General features: G+C 70.7%; 15 protein-coding genes. 11 read left to right on the forward strand and 4 right to left on the reverse strand.

The window, feature by feature from the left end; all coding sequences use genetic code 11:
* Positions 1-19: 19 nt before the first annotated feature.
* The 4 genes from AC07FY_RS16120 to AC07FY_RS16135 form a co-directional block, all read right to left on the reverse strand.
* Positions 20-1,024: a serine/threonine-protein kinase gene (locus tag AC07FY_RS16120; RefSeq protein ID WP_479006203.1), complete on the reverse strand. Its 1,005-nt coding sequence runs from the start codon at positions 1,022-1,024 to the stop codon at positions 20-22.
* A 128-nt stretch (positions 1,025-1,152) separates the two neighbouring features.
* Positions 1,153-1,737, reverse strand: coding sequence for a hypothetical protein (locus AC07FY_RS16125; RefSeq protein WP_479006206.1), 585 nt, complete (start codon positions 1,735-1,737; stop codon positions 1,153-1,155).
* Positions 1,738-1,832: 95 nt separating this feature from the next.
* Positions 1,833-2,309, reverse strand: coding sequence for a hypothetical protein (locus tag AC07FY_RS16130; RefSeq protein ID WP_479006209.1), 477 nt, complete (start codon positions 2,307-2,309; stop codon positions 1,833-1,835).
* Positions 2,310-2,396: 87 nt separating this feature from the next.
* The gene (locus AC07FY_RS16135) at positions 2,397-2,951 is read right to left on the reverse strand and encodes a hypothetical protein (protein WP_479006212.1); all 555 of its coding nucleotides are present in this window, start codon (positions 2,949-2,951) and stop codon (positions 2,397-2,399) included.
* Positions 2,952-3,272: 321 nt separating this feature from the next.
* On the opposite strand from AC07FY_RS16135, the gene AC07FY_RS16140 reads away from it, so the two are divergent.
* The 11 genes from AC07FY_RS16140 to AC07FY_RS16190 all read left to right on the forward strand — a co-directional run bounded on the left by AC07FY_RS16140 (position 3,273) and on the right by AC07FY_RS16190 (position 15,686).
* Entirely contained in the window at positions 3,273-4,340 is a 1,068-nt protein-coding gene (locus AC07FY_RS16140; RefSeq protein ID WP_479006216.1) for a hypothetical protein, read from the forward strand.
* A 198-nt stretch (positions 4,341-4,538) separates the two neighbouring features.
* Positions 4,539-5,627: a hypothetical protein gene (locus AC07FY_RS16145; protein WP_479006219.1), complete on the forward strand. Its 1,089-nt coding sequence runs from the start codon at positions 4,539-4,541 to the stop codon at positions 5,625-5,627.
* 23 nt (positions 5,628-5,650) lie between these two features.
* On the forward strand, positions 5,651-6,379 hold the full coding sequence (locus AC07FY_RS16150; protein WP_479006222.1) for a hypothetical protein: 729 nt from the start codon (positions 5,651-5,653) through the stop codon (positions 6,377-6,379).
* A gap of 13 nt (positions 6,380-6,392) precedes the next feature.
* Positions 6,393-7,160: a hypothetical protein gene (locus tag AC07FY_RS16155; RefSeq protein ID WP_479006225.1), complete on the forward strand. Its 768-nt coding sequence runs from the start codon at positions 6,393-6,395 to the stop codon at positions 7,158-7,160.
* Positions 7,161-7,262: 102 nt separating this feature from the next.
* The gene (locus tag AC07FY_RS16160; protein ID WP_479006228.1) at positions 7,263-8,372 is read left to right on the forward strand and encodes a M14 family metallopeptidase; all 1,110 of its coding nucleotides are present in this window, start codon (positions 7,263-7,265) and stop codon (positions 8,370-8,372) included.
* Positions 8,373-8,450: 78 nt separating this feature from the next.
* Entirely contained in the window at positions 8,451-9,800 is a 1,350-nt protein-coding gene (locus AC07FY_RS16165; protein ID WP_479006231.1) for an MFS transporter, read from the forward strand.
* A gap of 38 nt (positions 9,801-9,838) precedes the next feature.
* Positions 9,839-11,077 (forward strand): ATP-grasp domain-containing protein, encoded by a 1,239-nt coding sequence (locus AC07FY_RS16170; protein ID WP_479006234.1) that lies wholly within the window; start codon positions 9,839-9,841, stop codon positions 11,075-11,077.
* 191 nt (positions 11,078-11,268) lie between these two features.
* On the forward strand, positions 11,269-12,579 hold the full coding sequence (locus AC07FY_RS16175; protein ID WP_479006237.1) for a hydroxyacid-oxoacid transhydrogenase: 1,311 nt from the start codon (positions 11,269-11,271) through the stop codon (positions 12,577-12,579).
* Between the two features lie 44 nt (positions 12,580-12,623).
* Positions 12,624-14,081 carry an aldehyde dehydrogenase family protein gene (locus AC07FY_RS16180; RefSeq protein WP_479006239.1) on the forward strand — a complete coding sequence of 486 codons (1,458 nt, stop codon included), beginning with the start codon at positions 12,624-12,626 and terminating at the stop codon, positions 14,079-14,081.
* A gap of 168 nt (positions 14,082-14,249) precedes the next feature.
* Positions 14,250-14,630, forward strand: a complete 381-nt coding sequence (locus tag AC07FY_RS16185) for a helix-turn-helix domain-containing protein (protein WP_479006242.1) — start codon at positions 14,250-14,252, stop codon at positions 14,628-14,630.
* A 96-nt stretch (positions 14,631-14,726) separates the two neighbouring features.
* Positions 14,727-15,686 carry a GlxA family transcriptional regulator gene (locus tag AC07FY_RS16190; RefSeq protein ID WP_479006245.1) on the forward strand — a complete coding sequence of 320 codons (960 nt, stop codon included), beginning with the start codon at positions 14,727-14,729 and terminating at the stop codon, positions 15,684-15,686.
* The last annotated feature ends 47 nt before the right edge of the window (positions 15,687-15,733 follow it).

Genomic DNA, 15,733 nt, shown 5'->3' on the forward strand with positions numbered 1-15,733 from the left:
CCGCTTCCGCCCGAGGTCCTCACAGCGGCCGGCGGAAGACCGGTCCGGCCCAGGCCGGGGGCTCCGGCAGGGGCGCCCCGGTCTCCGGGCTCCCGGCGGGCGGGTCTTCCCCGGCGGGCAACGGATCGGTGCGGCGCCCGCCCCCGGTCCCGGTGGCGGCCCGCAGGGCGCCCACGAACTCCAGGCAGGACCCGTAGCGGTCCTCGGGCACCTTCGCCAGGGCCTTCGCCATGACCTCGTCGACGGCACGTGTGATGTCCGGCCTCCTCTCCGCCAGGAGAGGGGGCTGGTCGTATTGGTGCGCCCACAGCAGGGCCGCGGCGTCGTCGCGCTCGAAGGGCGGCGCGCCGGCCAGGGTCTCGTAGACGACGCACGCCAGGCTGTAGAGGTCGCACCGGCCGTCCACCGGCCGGCCGGAGATCTGTTCCGGCGCCATGTAGTCGAGGGTGCCGACGAACTCGCCCGTGGTGGTGAACCCGGTGAGCGCCAGCGCCTTCTTCGTCAGCCCGAAGTCCGTGAGGTAGATGTGCTCGGGGTGTTCGCTGTCGGTGCCCGCCGCGACCAGGATGTTGCCGGGCTTGACGTCCCGGTGCACCAGGTCGTGTTCGTGGGCCGCGTCGAGGGCGGAGGCCACCTGCGCGGCGACCCGCAGCGCGGTCGCGACGGGGAGCGGGCCCTCCCGGTCGAGCAGCACGCGCAGGTCAAGGCCGGAGACGTAGCGCATGGCGATGTACAGGACGCCGTCGGTCTCGCCGGCTTCGAAGATGGGCACGATGTGCGGGTGGTCGATCGACGCGGCCACCCGGGATTCGTGGGTGAAGCGGCGCCGGAAGGTTTCGTCGCGGGCCCGCTCCGGGGCGATCAGCTTGAGGGCGACCGTACGGTCCAGGCGCAGGTCCTTGGCGCAGTAGACGACGGCCATGCCGCCGCGGCCGAGCATGCGCTCGATCCGGTAGCCCGCTATCTGCTTCCCGATCAGGGCGGAGGGCCGGCCCGTGTAGCTGCTCAGGTTCGGTGCCGTCATGCCGACCCCGTCCTCGCTCGTCCGTGACCAGCTGTACGGAGAAGTCTATCGAGCGGTCCACGGGCGTGCCCGCCACCCGCCGGAGCGGGTGACGGGCACGGGGTGGCGGGCGGTCTTCCCGCCACGGCTCAGCCCTCTCCGCCGTCCCCGCCGCGGCCGCCCTGGCCGCTGGTCTGGCATCCGACGCCGACGCAGATGCCGCCGTCGCCGCCGAGGCCGCCGGTACCGCCGTCACCGCCGGGCCGCGCGGCCCCTCCGTTGCCGCCATTGCCTCCGTTGACGCTGCCGTTGCACACGCCCACGCAGACCCCGCCCTTGCCGCCGTTGCGGCCGTCGCCGCCGGTCCCGCCGTTGGCGCCGCTGCCGCCGTTGCCGCTGCCGTTGCACAGGCCGGCGCACACGCCGCCGTTGTTTCCGGTGCCCTTGGTGCCGTTCACCGAGCCGTTGCACTTGCCGGCGCACACCTTGTCCCCGACGCGGACGCTGCCGTTGCCGACGGCGACGTCGCCGAACTTCCCGCTGCCGAATCGGCTGCCGCCGGGCCTGCTGTCACCGGCGGAGGCGGCGGCGTACTGCTGGACGTCGAGCGCCTCGACCGTCCGGGCGGAGGCGGCCGGGGCCGCCATCGCGGCGGGCGTCATGGCCCCGGCGCCGAGCAGCGTCGTCGATATGACGAGACCGAGGCGGAACTTCCACGTACGACGCATCTGCATGAGCTTCTCCTTTGTCTGGACATCGGTTTCGAGAAACGGGCCGGCGGTTCGTCCGCCGGCCCGCCGTCCCCGCGCTCAGGTCGCCCCGAGCTCCCTCACGTGGTGGCGAGGTTGCTTCCCATCAGGGCGAACCAGTCGCCGTCGACGTAATTCCGCTTCCAGGAATCGATCTCCTCCGTCGAGATGTCGTACTTCTCGGCGATCTTCTCCTTGGTCTTGTCCGAGTCGTCGGCCAGCAGGGTCAGCACGATGCGGACCTTGTCCACCACCGTCAGCTCCGACTTGTGCTTGTCGGGCAGCTCGTCGAACCGCAGAAGGCAGCCCACTCGGCCGGGCTTGCCGGGCTCGCCCGGCTGACCGGGCCGGCCGCCCTTGCCGCCCTCACCGCCCTTGCCGCCCTTCCCGCCTTCGCCGCCCCCGGTGCAGTGGGTGGAGAGGTCGGCCACGGCAGCCGTGCCGGTGCCGGACGGAGCGTGGTGCTCCGACGCCTGCGCGGCGACTGCCGTGCCGGTGACCAGCGCGAAGGTGGTCGCGGCCAGGATGAGCGGGCGCTGCCAGGAATTCGTGAACATGGGGTTCTCCGGGGTGTGATCAGGAAGAGGGGGGTCGGGGGGGTGGAGGCCGAGGGGGCCTCCACCCCGTGGGGCCGGGCAGGTCACTCAGAAGAGGGAGCCACCACCGTTTCCGGCGTCGCCGCCGCGGCCGCCGAACAGTCCGCCGAAGCCGCCGTCGCCGGCGTCCCCGCCCTTGCCGCCCTTGAAGATGCTGAAGCCTCCGTCGCCGCCGTTGCCGCCCTTGCCGCCGACCTTCCAGCCGTCGCCGCCGCCGCCACCGCCGCCGCCCTCGCCGCCTTCGAGGATTCCGGTGCCACCCTTGCCGCCGTTGCCGCCGGCGCCACCGACGCGGCCCTCGCCGCCACCGCCGCCACCGCCGCCGCCACCGCCGACGAGGATCCCGTCGCCACCGGCGCCGCCGTCCCCGCCCTTGCCACCGGTGCCGAGGACGCTGCCGCCGCCGGCACCGCCGGAGCCGCCGCCGCCGCCGATGAGGCCGCCGCCGCCCTTGCCGCCCTTGCCTCCGGCCCCACCGTCCTCCACCAGGGAGACGACGTGTCCGGGCATCGGAGCCGCCATGGCGGTCGTGGGGAGGGCGATCCCTCCACCGATCACGGCGACGGAGGCGACGAGCGTGGCGAATCGAATCTTGCGGTTCATGATTTTCTCCTAGTTATTCGGGGTTGCCATTCGAGGTGCCCCGGGGATTCGGGGCGGTGCGGTTGTTGTTGCCTCATTTCGTTTCCGGTGAGGCCCGCACCACAAATAAACCCCGGGGGCCGTACCCGGGTCACGTTCCGGAAACTCGGGACTTGACACGCCCGTACACGTCGGATAAAACCCGCCCGCCCCGGCCCGCGCACCGCTTCGAACGGGTGCGGAGGGGCCCCGGGACATTGGTCCTATAGCGAGCGGCACCCCCCGGCGGCCACAGTAGTGACCACGGCGAGGGCGACCGGCACAGGCCACGAGGGAGTGATCATGACTCGGATATCCATAGATCCCGGACGCTTCAGCCAGTTCGGCGAGGCCACGGGAAGCACTTTCTGCCTGGTCACGAACCCCGAATTGGTCGATCAGTTCGAGATCGTCGAATCCGCCGCGTACAAGAGCTACCTCACGATCCCGCTGGGCACGGGCGACCGTTTTGAGGACATCCTGGAAAAGCGGATCCCGGAACCGGCCCACATTCTCGTGGTCTCACCCCACCGGTTCTTCGAGTCCCCCGACCCCGATCTGGTGGGGCAGCGCAAGATCATGGGCATGGCGTGCAACTCGACGCCCACCACCCTCGATGAGATCCGGCACTTCCTCGGGGTCATGGAGCGGACCTCCTCGGCCGACCAGGCGGCGTTCTGCGACACCTTCTTCGAGCTCGCCGAAGAGGCGGAGCACCTGGTGTACGCCGACCCCGTGCACGGCACCCGCGCCGTACTGGACCACCTCCGCGACGGCCTGGTGTGGAACCAGCAGGCCGGCCCGCTCGAGTGGGGTGACCAGCAGATCGTGCCGTCCGGGGAGATCAGCGTCCTGCCGGTGGAGATCAGGGAGTTCGACGAGGCCCTGAAACTGCCGCTGGAGGGCGAGATCACGCTGCGCGGCTACCCCATCCTGCACAACGGCACCCCGTCCTTCTCCCGCACCGACCAGGCCCGCATCCACTCCCAGCTCTGGGCGATGCGCGACAACGCCATCAAGGCCAGGGTCGAGGACGGCAGGATCACGCACCTGGAGGCGCTGGATCCGGGAGCCGCGCCCGCCGTGGCGATGCTGGAGCAGATGTTCGCGGTGGATTCCCGCTACCGGATCGTCTGGGAGATCGGCCACGCGCTGAACACGTCCCTCGACATCCTGCCCGGCAACCACGCCATGAACGAGGTGTACGGCGGCACGGAAGGCTGCCTGCACTACGGCCTCGGGCTGACTCCGTACACCCAATACCACCTGGACATCATTTCGCCCGACACGCGCGTCCTCACGAGCAATGGACTGGCGCTGATCGGACACCCGGACCACCCCACGGTGGAGAGGGTCGTCTCCGCGGACTAGCGGGTTCGACCATCGGACCGTTCGGGGTGAATGCAAGGCAATCCATTTCCAACAGGAGGTGAATGTCATGAAGAAGATCAAGGTGCAGAAGAACCGCAACTACCTGGGCACGCTCCTGGGCTGAGTACCGACCCGTGGCGGGGCATGCGAATGCCCCGCCACGGGGTTCTCGTCGTCTTCACCGTAGGGAGTTCGCCCGTGTCACCGCTGGATCTCACCACCCATGACTTCGGTCAGTTCGGCGAGCCGGTCGAGACGTTCTGTCTGATCACGAGTGAGGACGGCGGCGAGCCCCTCTCGCTGCTGCCCGGCGACGGTTGCGCGCGCGTGGTCCACCTGGCACTGCCGCGCGACACACGGCTGGGCGCCCTCATCGCGCACAGCGTTCCGCCGGACGCGCACGTGCTGGCCGTGTGCCCCGGCCGCTTCCTCGACTCGCCGACGCCGCAGGAGCTGGGCGCGCGCAAGCTGGCCGTGCTGCCCGCCGGCTCCACCCCGCTCACCGACGAGTACGTCCGGTACTTCCTGCGCAGCGCGGCCAAGACCGACATCGCCCAACAGGCGGCCACCGCCGAGGAGTTCTTCGATCTGGTCGGCGACAGCGACCGGCTGGCGATCGTCGACGACGCCTCGGGCACCGAAGCCGAGTTCGACCACACGGCGGGCGACTGCGTCTGGAACCAGCAGGCGGGCGTCCTCGAGCCGGGCGACCAGCAGATCTTCCCCTCCGGCAAGCTGAGCGTCACCGCCGCGGAGATCACCACCTTCGAGCCGGAGGCCCGGTTGCTCGGCCTCTCCGGGGACCTGACGCTGCGCGGGTGGCCGATCGTGCACCGGCACGCCGACCCCGCCGACGGCGCCGAGCAGCAGCGGCTGTTCGAGGCCCTCTCCCCCCTCGTCTCGCACGCCGTGACGCTCCACGTCACCGCCGGCAGCATCGAGGGCGTCACCCCGCAGACCGCGGGGGCCGCGTCGGCCGCCGCGGAGCTGGACAGGCTCCTCACCGAGGACCCGCGGTACCGCGTCATCTGGGAACTCGGCTTCGGGATCAACACCACCACCGAGGTCATCCCGGCGAACTGCGGACCCAACGAGGTGTACGGCGCCACCGGCGGCGTGGTCAACCTCGGGATCGGCATCACCCCGGCCACGCGCTTCGCCCTGGCCTTCCTCTGCCCCCGCAGCTCGCTGCTGACATCGGACGGAACCGCCGTCCTCGGCGCCCGCAAGGCGGTGCGCCGCGGCCGGATGCAGCGCGTCTCCAGCGCGAGCTGCGGCTGCCACTGACCCCACAGGAGGGAAGCAACCCCATGACGATCAACCCGGAACTGCGCAAGCGGGTCGACGCGATCCTCGACACCTTCATCAAGGACTTCTACGAGACGGTCCCGTTCGCCCAGCACCAGAAGAACGCCGCCGAGCTGAACCTGGACTACTACAAGCGCCACAACATCGAGACCATCCTGCGGCTGCGCCGCAAGCGCACCATCGACGCGCTGGCCATCAAGTACTTCACCAAGGTCGACCCGGTGCAGGCCAAGGCCTGGGCGCACTACACCGACGACGAGATGCTGCACGACCGGCTCTTCGCGGCGGACCTCGCCAAGGTCGGCGTCACCAAGGACCAGATCTACTCCACCGAGCCGATGCTCTCCACGAAGCTGCTCACCGGCTACCTCCAGTACGGCATGGAGTTCGAGGACAGCCCGCTCGCGCTGATCACCAGCGTCTACTTCGTGGAGTACGTGACCACGCGCACCCAGCCCGAGTGGCTGGACAACCTGGAGAGCGTGCTCGGCCAGGAGAACGTGAAGGGGGCGCGCGCCCACGTCAACACCGACCTCGACGACGACCACGACGACTTCGTCTGGCGGGTGATGTCGACGCTGGTCACCTCGGAAGGGGACGAGCAGAAGGTCGTCGAGCACCTGAACCACGTCTACTGGCTGTGGAAGCTGTACTTCGTCGAGCTGCACCAGCTCACCGTGCTCGGCCGCACCGAGGGGCAGATCCCGCTGCCCACCGCCGCCGACGTCTGAGCGGGGGTCGTCCGTGCCGGACAAGGACCGGGCCGCACGGCCGAACGGGCGGCGGGGAGTGGAGGTACTGGCCCTGCCGCCCGGCCGGGAGCTGCCCACCGCGACCGAGAAGTGGATCGTGGACGGCCTGGTGGAGACCATGCCCGGACTGAGGGCCCGCCAGCTGTTCACGCTCCGCCGCGACATGCTGACCGAGGCCGACTACGTCGTCGTCGGGGTGGACCGGGAGCGCGACCGCGTCGTGTCGCTGCTCACCTCGCACTGGGCGCCGATTCCTTCCGGGCGCCCCTGCCTGCACGTCATGATCCAGTTCGTGGGCGACGACTACCGCAACGGGCCGGTCTTCGGTGAGAGCTGGTCCGTCCACTTCGCCCGGCTGCTGGCCGACGGCCGGCCGTTCCCCGAGGTGATCGCGCTCAAGACGTACAACCCCGTGGTGCACTGCGCGATGTCGGCGTTCAGCGGGCATCCGGACATCGCCATGTACCCGGATCTGGCCGGTGCGGACGACAGCCGTGAGGCGCTGGCCGCCGAGGTGGCCGCGGCGCTCGCACCGGGCGCGGCCTTCGACGCGGCCCGGGGCGTCTTCCCGGGCATCGGCCGTCCGCGCGATCTCTACCGGGAGCGGCCCACGAGCTACGTGCCCGAGGCGAACGCGTACTTCGAGAAGCACGCGGCTCCCGGGGACCGGGTGCTGTGCATGCTGCACGTTCCCACCCGGGACGGCGCGCACGCGATCCTCTCGGCCCTGGGTGTGCCGCTGCCGTCCGGGCGCGGCTGAGGCCCTACCGCAGTGCCGGCCGGCCGGCCCGCGCCGTGCTGCCGGGCTCGCCGGCCCGGACATCTCACTTCGGACCTCCAGGAACAGGAACGCGAGAGAGCCATGGCAGACGTCGCCTTTCCCCCCGACTACGCGCGGGCCCGCGCGGACTTCCTGCGCGCCGCCGAGGCGGCGGACGCCAGGCTGCGGACGTTCGTGCTGCCGGGCCACCGGGGGCCGGACGGCGGTGAGCTCTGCGTCGACACCGCCTACGTGGGGCCGCCCGGTCCGCGCAAGCTGCTGGTGACGGTCTCCGGCACGCACGGCATCGAGGGCTTCTGCGGCTCGGCGTGCCAGACCGGGATCCTGCTGCGGGAGGGCATGGCGAGGGAGGCGGGACCGGAGACGGGCGTGCTGCTCGTGCACGCCCTCAATCCGTACGGCTTCGCGTACCTGCGCCGGGTCAACGAGGACAACGTCGACCTCAACCGGAACTTCGTCGACCACTCCGCCCCGCCGCACAACGACGCGTACGACGCGGTCCACGCGGCCCTGGTGCCGCCGGACTCCCCCGCCTTCGCCCCGCGCGAGCTGGTGGCGGGGCTGAACGCGCTGCGCGACCGGCTCGGGCCGCAGACGCTGCAGGAGGCCGTCACCCGGGGGCAGTACCGGCACGCCGACGGCCTGTTCTACGGCGGAGTGCGGCCCGTCTGGTCCCAGCGGGTGTTCCGGACGGTGGTGGCCGAGCAGATCGCCGGCGCGGAGCACGTCGCCTACATCGACCTGCACACGGGGCTCGGCGAACGGGGGGTCGGCGAGCCGATCTTCCGCGGCGGCCGTGACGCCCATGCCCACGAGCGGGCCCGGCGCTGGTACGGCGACGCGCTGACCGCCTCGGAGCTGGGCACCTCCTCGTCCACGCCGATCGTGGGCAACACCGCGACCGCGGTGGCCGACGGGCTGGGCCCCGGCAGCCGGCTCACGGCCATCACCCTGGAGTTCGGCACCCAGCCCGGACCGGAGGTGCTGGTCGCGCTGTGCGCGGACGCCTGGCTGCACCGGCACCACGCACCCGCCGAAGCGGTCCGCTCCGAGCTCAAGCAGCTCATCCGTGCGGCGTTCTGCCCGGCGCAGGACGCGACGTGGCGCGAGCGGATCGGCCGACGGGCGCGCGAGGTGTTCGGGCAGGCCCTCGCCGGACTCGCGGACGCGAAGCCGGGGGACGCCGGATGACAGCGCGTGGCAGGAAATCGTGGATGGACGTCAGTCTGGCCACTGTCGCCCTGGCCTGCACCATCGCAGAGTAATCCCATGGCAAGCAGCGATGCGTCCTCCGCGGGCAACGACACGGAGCCCGAACCCGTGCACGTCGGGGTCAAGACGGTCTGGCGGGAGTCACCGACGGCGGTGAAATCCCTTCTGGTGGGCACCGCGGTGAACAGACTCGGCGGTTTCATCCAGGTCTTCATGGTGCTGTACATGACGCAGCGCGGGTTCTCCGACACCCAGGCCGGCATCGCACTCGGCGTCTACGGCGCGGGGACCGTGCTGGGGGTGCTCACCGGCGGCTGGATGTCCGACCGGGTCGGCCCCCGCCTGACCATCATGTCGACGCTGGTGGGCTCGGCCCTGCTGTTCCCGGCGGTCCTCTACCTGGACAGCTATGCGGCGATCCTGGTGGTCATCGGGGTCGGCGCGGCCCTCAGCCAGGCCTACCGCCCCGCCTCCACGAGCATGATCAGCCAGCTCATCCCGGCCGAGCGGCAGGTCATGATCTTCGCCATGGTCCGCCTGGCGATCAACCTCGGCACGACCGCCGCCCCGCTGCTGGGTGCGGCCCTGGTCCAGGTGTCGTGGGACTTCCTCTTCTGGGGCGAGGCCGCGGCGATCCTGGTCTTCGCGACCGTGGCCGGGGTGACGCTGCCCCGCGGCCAGGTCGGGGCCGGGGAGAAGGAGGCGGCGGGGGGCCCGCAGGCGGAGGGGGCGGCCGTGCGCAAGCCGAGCTACCTCGCGGTGCTGTCGGACGGCCGCTACCTGCTGTTCCTGCTGGCGATGTTCGCGAGCTCCGTCATCTACATCCAGTACGTCTCGACCCTCCCGCTGACGGTCAAGGAGCTCGGTCTGAGCACCGGCGTGTACGCGGCGATGGTCGCGCTCAACGGCGCTCTCGTCATCACCTGCGAGCTGCTGGTCGCCAAGGTGGTGCAGCGCTGGCCGGCCAGGATCGCGGTGATCGCCGGCGTGGCGCTGACCGGCATCGGGATGAGCCTGTACGCCCTGCCGTGGGGTATTGCCGCGCTGGTGATCGCGACCCTGGTCTGGTCGCTCGGCGAGATCATCGGCTATCCCACGCTCTTCTTCGCCTACCCCGCGCAGGCCGGGCCGCCCGAGCTGCGCGGCCGCTACCTGGGCGCGTCGAACTCGCTGTACGGGCTGGGCACCGCGGTGGGCCCGTTCCTCGGCGTGATGCTCTGGAACCGGTTCGGAGACGGCCTGTGGCTCGGGTGCGGGGCCGTCGGGCTGCTCGCGGTGGGCGCCGCCTGGCTGGGTGTGCGTCCCACGGGCGCCGCCGGCCGCACCCCGCCGCGTACAGAGCCTGACGGCGGCGCCGGGTCCGGGGAGGGCCTGGGCACCGGCGCGGAGGCCACCGTCGGCAAGTGAGGCAGGCAGCGCCCGCGCACTACTCAGGAGGAAGTCACATGCCCCGCTACGTCATTCTCGTCGACCCCTACTCCGGCGCGGCCGAGTACGCCAACGCCTTCCGGGAGCGGGGCGTCGAACCGGTGGCCGTGCTCAGCACGCCCGGTCCGCTGAACTCCTACCGGCGCACCTGGAATCCGGACGCCTTCTTCCGAACGCACTACCACGACGGCGACTTCCAGGAACTCGTCCGGACGGTGAAGGGATACGACCCGGTCGCCGTCGTCCCGGGCAACGAGTCCGCCGTGATGCTGGTCGACGCCCTGATCGAGCAGCTGATGCCGGGCACGGGCAACGTGTTCGAACTGTCCGAAGCCCGCCGGGACAAATGGCCCATGGGGCAGGCGGTCGCGGCCGCCGGCATCCCGCATCTGCGCCAGATCGCCACCGCCGATCCGGAGGAGGTCGCCGCGTGGATCCGGGACAACGGCCTCGAGGGCCGGCCGCTGGTCCTCAAGCCCCGCCGCAGCGGGGGCACGGACGACGTGCACAAGGTCGGCGCGCAGGAGGACTGGCGCCCCTACTTCGACCGGCTCCTCGGCTCGGTCAACCGCTTCGACATCCGCAACGACACCGTCCTGGTCCAGGAGTTCGCCGAGGGGACGGAGTACATCGTCGACACGTACTCCGTCGACGGTAAGTTCGGGCTGGTCTCGGTCAGCCGCTACAGCAAGTCGGCGAAGAACGACCGCATCGGGATCTACGACGCGGTCGACTACCTGGCCCCGCAGGACCCGGTCGCGGTGATGCTGGGCGAGTACACCCGCCAGGTGGCGCAGGCGGTCGGGATCCGCACCGGCTGCACGCACACGGAGGTCATGCTCACCGCCGACGGCCCGCGGCTGATCGAGACGGCCGCCCGGCTGGCCGGCAGCTGTCTGCAGTACTCGGCGCGGCTGGCCACCGGGGACTGCCAGATCGACCGTACGGTCCGCCACCACCTCGACGGCACGTTCACCCCCGGCTACGAGATCGTGCGGCCGGTGCGCGTCGTGTGGCTGTCCAGCCCGCGCGAAGGGGTCCTGCGCAATGCCGAGGTACTGGACGCCGTCCGGGACCTGCCCACCTTCCAGCGCCTGGGTCTGCCCTACGCCAACGGCGAGGTGGTGCCCTGCACCGAGGACCTGTTCACCAGCCTGGGCTGGGTCATCCTCGCCGGCACGAGCCAGGAATCCGTTGACGCCGACACCGTCCGTGTCAAGGAGATCGAGGCAGAACTGACGGTGGAATCCGCCTGACGGGGGGACCGAGGGGGCGGGGGGACGGCAAGGGGCGGGGTGGGAATTCGGACACCCCGCCCCTTTCCGTATGGGACGAGAGTCCTATGGTGAGGGCGAATTGGCCGGACTAGTGTGGCTCTCACCTGATCACATGCGGATTGAATATGCAGCGCAATGTTGCCGATCGGTGAAGAGGGCGAGGGCAGACGGTGGAGCCGGTTGCGTGGGTCGGCGGAAGTTCTCCAGAGCGCGAGAGGATCATCGGCTGGCAGGCCCCGCCACTGAAATTCGGTGTCGGCGCCACGCGGGAAATCGGCTACGAGCTGCGCAGGGCCGGCGTCCGGTCGGTCCTGCTGGTGACCGACCGGGTGCTGGCCGGCCTCGGCCTGCCGGGCCGGGTCGCCAAGCTGATCGAGCAGGAGGGCATCGCGGTGTCGGTCTTCGACCGCGCCCGGGTGGAGCCCACCGACGAGAGCGTCACCGAGGCCGCCCGCGAACTGGCCTCCCTGCGGGTGGACGGCTTCGTCGGGCTCGGCGGCGGCAGCTCCATCGACACCGCGAAGATGCTGAACCTGCTGCTCACCTACCCCGGCCGGGAGGTGCGCGACTACCTCAACGCACCGATAGGCGTCGGGGCCAGGATCCCCGGCCCGCTCAAGCCGCTGGTGGCGGTGCCCACCACGGCGGGGAGCGGCAGCGAGTGCACCGCCATGGTCGCCCTCGGTGTCTCGGGGCTGAACGTGAAGACGGGCATCAGCGATCTGCGGCTGCTGCCGTCCCTGGCCCTGATCGATCCGGCCAACACGCTCAGCATGCCGCCCGCGGTCACCGCGTCCTCCGGGTACGACGTGCTCACGCACGCCTGCGAGTCGTATACCGCCCGCCCCTACGACCGGCGCCCGCCCTACCCCGCGCCCGGTGACCGGCCGCTGTACGTGGGGGCCAATCCGATCAGTGACGTGTGGGTGGAGCAGGCGCTGCGACTGGTCGGCCGCTACCTGCGGCGGGCCGTGCTCAACCCCGACGACCTGGAGGCCCGGATCGGCATGAGCCAGGCCGCGAGTTATGCGGGAATGGGATTCGGCAATGCCGGCACCCATATTCCGCACGCCTGCGCCTATCCGATAGCCGGACTCGTGCGCGACTACCAGCCGGAGGGTTATACGGTCGATCACGCGATGGTGCCGCACGGCGCCGCGGTCGTTTCCACCGCGCCCGCCGCGTTCGAGTTCACCTATCCGACATCTCCCGAACGCCACTTGCGGGCGGCGGAGTTGCTCGGCGCGAATATGAACGGCGTGTCGACGGCGACCGGGGCGGATGTACTTCCGGCCACGTTGCGGCAGCTGGTGGCGGACACCGGCGGCCCGGGCGGCCTTGCGTCCTTCGGTTATTCGGGCAAGGATCTGCCTGCCCTCGTCGATGGTGCGCTCAAACAGCAGCGCCTGCTGGTCTGCTGTCCGCGCGACGTCGCCTCTCGTGATCTGAAGAGAATTCTCGGCGGTTCGATGACCGGCTGACCGACGAGTGTCGCGGTCCCCCACGCTAGGAGCTTGAGGCCCCCGTGAGCGAAGCAGACTTAACCGAGTACACGGCCGTCATCGCGGGAAAGAAGGTCCCCGCGGCGGCGTGGATCGACGTCCTCGATCCGTCGAACGGCCGCCCTTTCGCACGAGTGGCCCGCTGCGGCGCGGCCGAGGTCGCGGACGCCGTGGACGCCGCGCGGCACACGTACGAGTCCTCCTGGCGGTTCGCCACGGTGGCCGAGCGGTCAGGGGTGTGCCGCAGGATCGCGGCGGCGATCCGCGCCGCACGCCGGGAACTGGCCGCGCTGGAGACCCTCGACACCGGCAAACCGCTGAGCCAGGCCCTGGTCGACGCCGACGTCGCCGCGCGCTACTTCGACTTCTACGCCGGTGCGGTGGAGGCACTGGGCGGAGAAACGATTCTGCACCAGGCGGGCCGGTTCGCCTTCACCCTGCGGGAGCCGTACGGGGTGTGCGGGCACATCATCCCCTGGAACTACCCCCTGCAGATCGCCGCGAGGACCGTCGCCCCCGCCCTCGCGGCCGGAAACTGCTGTGTGCTCAAGCCGGCCGAGGACGCGCCGTTGACCTCGCTGCGCCTGGCCGACATCGTTTTGGAAGCGGGCCTACCGGCGGGCGCGCTGAACGTCGTGCCGGGTTACGGAGAGGAGGCGGGCGCCGCACTGGCCGCACATCCCGGAGTGGACCGCCTGGCCTTCACGGGCTCGCGGGAGACCGGTGAGGCCGTGATGACCGCGGCCGCGCGCAACATCGTGCCGGTCACCCTGGAACTCGGCGGCAAGTCCGCGCACATCGTGCTCCCCGACGCCGACACCGCACGCGCGGTACCGCTCATCGTCGACTCGATCACCGAGCACGCGGGACAGAACTGCTCGGCCGGCAGCCGGCTGCTCGTGCACCGGTCCGTCCACGGAGAGCTGGTGGCGGCCCTCACCGACGCGTTCCGCGCCCTGCGCATCGGGCCGGGGAGCGACGATCCCGACATGGGACCGCTCATCTCCGCCAAGCAGCGCGACCGGGTGCTCGGCTACCTGGCCGAGGGGGCCCGGCACGCCGTGGTCCGCACTGGCGGCAAGGCGCCGGCGGGCACGGCCGACACCGGGGGGTTCTACGTGGAGCCGACCCTCCTGGACCATGTGACGCCCGAGCAAAGGGTGTTCCAGGAGGAGATATTCGGCCCGGTCCTGTGCGTGTCGGTCTTCGACACCCTGGACGAGGCGGTCGAGCTCGCGGAGAACACCACCTACGGGCTGGCCGCCGGAGTGTGGACCTCCGACGTGACCACCGCCCACTGGCTCGCCCAGCGGCTGCGGGTGGGGCAGGTCTTCGTGAACAACTACAGCGCGGCCGGCGGCGTGGAGCTTCCCTTCGGGGGTTACAAACGCTCGGGGATAGGCGTGGAGAAGGGGCTGGAGGCACTGCGGGAATACACCCGCTGCAAAACGGTCGCCCTTCACACGCACCTTCCCTCTTGAGCCATCAGCGAAAAGAGCGGTTCGGTTATCACATCTGCATCAAGGGGAGTGCACCTGATGGCACGTGTCGTGCAGAGGCGAGTCGTTGAGTTGAGTGGCAAGAGGTGCTGTGAATTCTGCGGTGCGCCACCGCAGCCCGTCACCGCTCTGGCCGAAGCGGTCGACAGGATGCACGAGGCCCTCGGTGCGGTACAGGACGCACTGGAGGCCCAGGAGCAGATGATCGAGGGCATGCGCACGGACCCCGGCGACGTGCGGGAGGCGTGCCCCGACCCCGAGGGAGTGCCCGCGGATCCGGACCCCGCCCCGGACCCCGCCCCCCTGCCGGCGTCCCGGGCACCCCTTTCCTCGCTCACGGCACGCGAGCGGGAGATTCTGGTCCTCGTCTCCCAGGGCAAGTCCAACCGGCGGGTGGCCAGCTCGCTCGGGATATCGGAGAAGACGGTGCGCAATCATTTGTCCGCCGTCTTCTCCAAAGTGGGTGCCTCCGATCGCACGCAGGCCGTCGTCATGGGAATCCGCGGCGGCATCGTCTCGATCGGCGAGTGATTGCGGGTTTGCATGCCGCCAGTGTGCGGGACCTTTTGGCCACCTGACAGGGGTGGGACTGTCAGAACACCACGAATCCCTGCCACATTGGATCCCATGCTGAAGAACGTAGCCGCTGTGCTACTCGACAACGTCCACCCGTTCGAACTGGGCGTCGTATGCGAGGTGTTCGGGATCGATCGCCAGGAGGAGGGACTGCCCGCCTACGACTTCGCGCTCGTCGCCGCGGAATCCGCGTCCGTGCGGGCGGTCCCCGGCTTCACCATCAGCACCCCGTACGGCCTCGACCGGCTCGCGGACGCCGACCTCATCGCCATCCCCGTCGGGGACGACTTCCACACCAGGGACTTCCCACCGGACCTCCTGGAGGCCCTGCGCCAGGCGGTGGCGCGCGGGGCGCGGGTGCTCAGCGTCTGCGTGGGCGCCTTCGTCCTGGGCGCGGCCGGGCTGCTCGACGGGCGGCGCTGCACCACGCACTGGCGATACGCCGCCGCGCTCGCCGAGCGGTACCCGAAGGCCGAGGTCGAGCCGGGCGTGCTGTACGTGGACGAGGATCCGATCTTCACCTCGGCCGGCACCTCCGCCGGGATCGACGCCGCCCTGCACATGGTGCGCAAGCTCCAGGGCAGCGACGTCGCCAACGCCATCGCCCGGCGCATGGTGGTGCCCCCGCACCGGGACGGCGGCCAGGCCCAGTACATCGAGAGGCCGGTGGCGGAGTACCGCGAGGACGGCGTGCGCGACGTGCTCGCCTGGGCCGAGCAGCACCTCGACCAGGAGATCAGCGTCGAGCAGCTGTCGGCGCTGGCCTGCATGTCACCGCGCACCTTCGCCCGCCGCTTCCGGATGGAGACCGGCACCACCCCGTACCGCTGGCTGCTGGCGCAGCGGGTCCTGAGCGCCCAGCGGCTCCTGGAGAACACCGACGAGACGATGGAGGCCGTGGCCGCGCGTACGGGATTCCCCAACGCGGCGGCCCTGCGCCATCAGTTCGTGCGCTCGCTGAACACCACCCCGAACGCCTACCGGCGTGCCTTCCGGGGCTCTCTCACCTGACGGACACACAGCCTCGGGCGCCCGCCCGGGCGGGAACTGGAGGACGG

Source organism: Streptomyces sp. NPDC045967, assembly GCF_056430495.1.

What these genes read in the sequence shown, in the direction of transcription:
- AC07FY_RS16170 (WP_479006234.1), top strand. Translation starts at nt 9,839, where the DNA reads ATGCCCCGCTACGTCATTCTCGTCGACCCCTACTCCGGCGCGGCCGAG.
- AC07FY_RS16130 (WP_479006209.1), bottom strand. Translation starts at nt 2,309, where the DNA reads ATGTTCACGAATTCCTGGCAGCGCCCGCTCATCCTGGCCGCGACCACC.
- AC07FY_RS16165 (WP_479006231.1), top strand. Translation starts at nt 8,451, where the DNA reads ATGGCAAGCAGCGATGCGTCCTCCGCGGGCAACGACACGGAGCCCGAA.
- AC07FY_RS16135 (WP_479006212.1), bottom strand. Translation starts at nt 2,951, where the DNA reads ATGAACCGCAAGATTCGATTCGCCACGCTCGTCGCCTCCGTCGCCGTG.
- AC07FY_RS16140 (WP_479006216.1), top strand. Translation starts at nt 3,273, where the DNA reads ATGACTCGGATATCCATAGATCCCGGACGCTTCAGCCAGTTCGGCGAG.
- AC07FY_RS16160 (WP_479006228.1), top strand. Translation starts at nt 7,263, where the DNA reads ATGGCAGACGTCGCCTTTCCCCCCGACTACGCGCGGGCCCGCGCGGAC.
- AC07FY_RS16185 (WP_479006242.1), top strand. Translation starts at nt 14,250, where the DNA reads ATGCACGAGGCCCTCGGTGCGGTACAGGACGCACTGGAGGCCCAGGAG.
- AC07FY_RS16150 (WP_479006222.1), top strand. Translation starts at nt 5,651, where the DNA reads ATGACGATCAACCCGGAACTGCGCAAGCGGGTCGACGCGATCCTCGAC.
- AC07FY_RS16120 (WP_479006203.1), bottom strand. Translation starts at nt 1,024, where the DNA reads ATGACGGCACCGAACCTGAGCAGCTACACGGGCCGGCCCTCCGCCCTG.
- AC07FY_RS16190 (WP_479006245.1), top strand. Translation starts at nt 14,727, where the DNA reads ATGCTGAAGAACGTAGCCGCTGTGCTACTCGACAACGTCCACCCGTTC.
- AC07FY_RS16125 (WP_479006206.1), bottom strand. Translation starts at nt 1,737, where the DNA reads ATGCAGATGCGTCGTACGTGGAAGTTCCGCCTCGGTCTCGTCATATCG.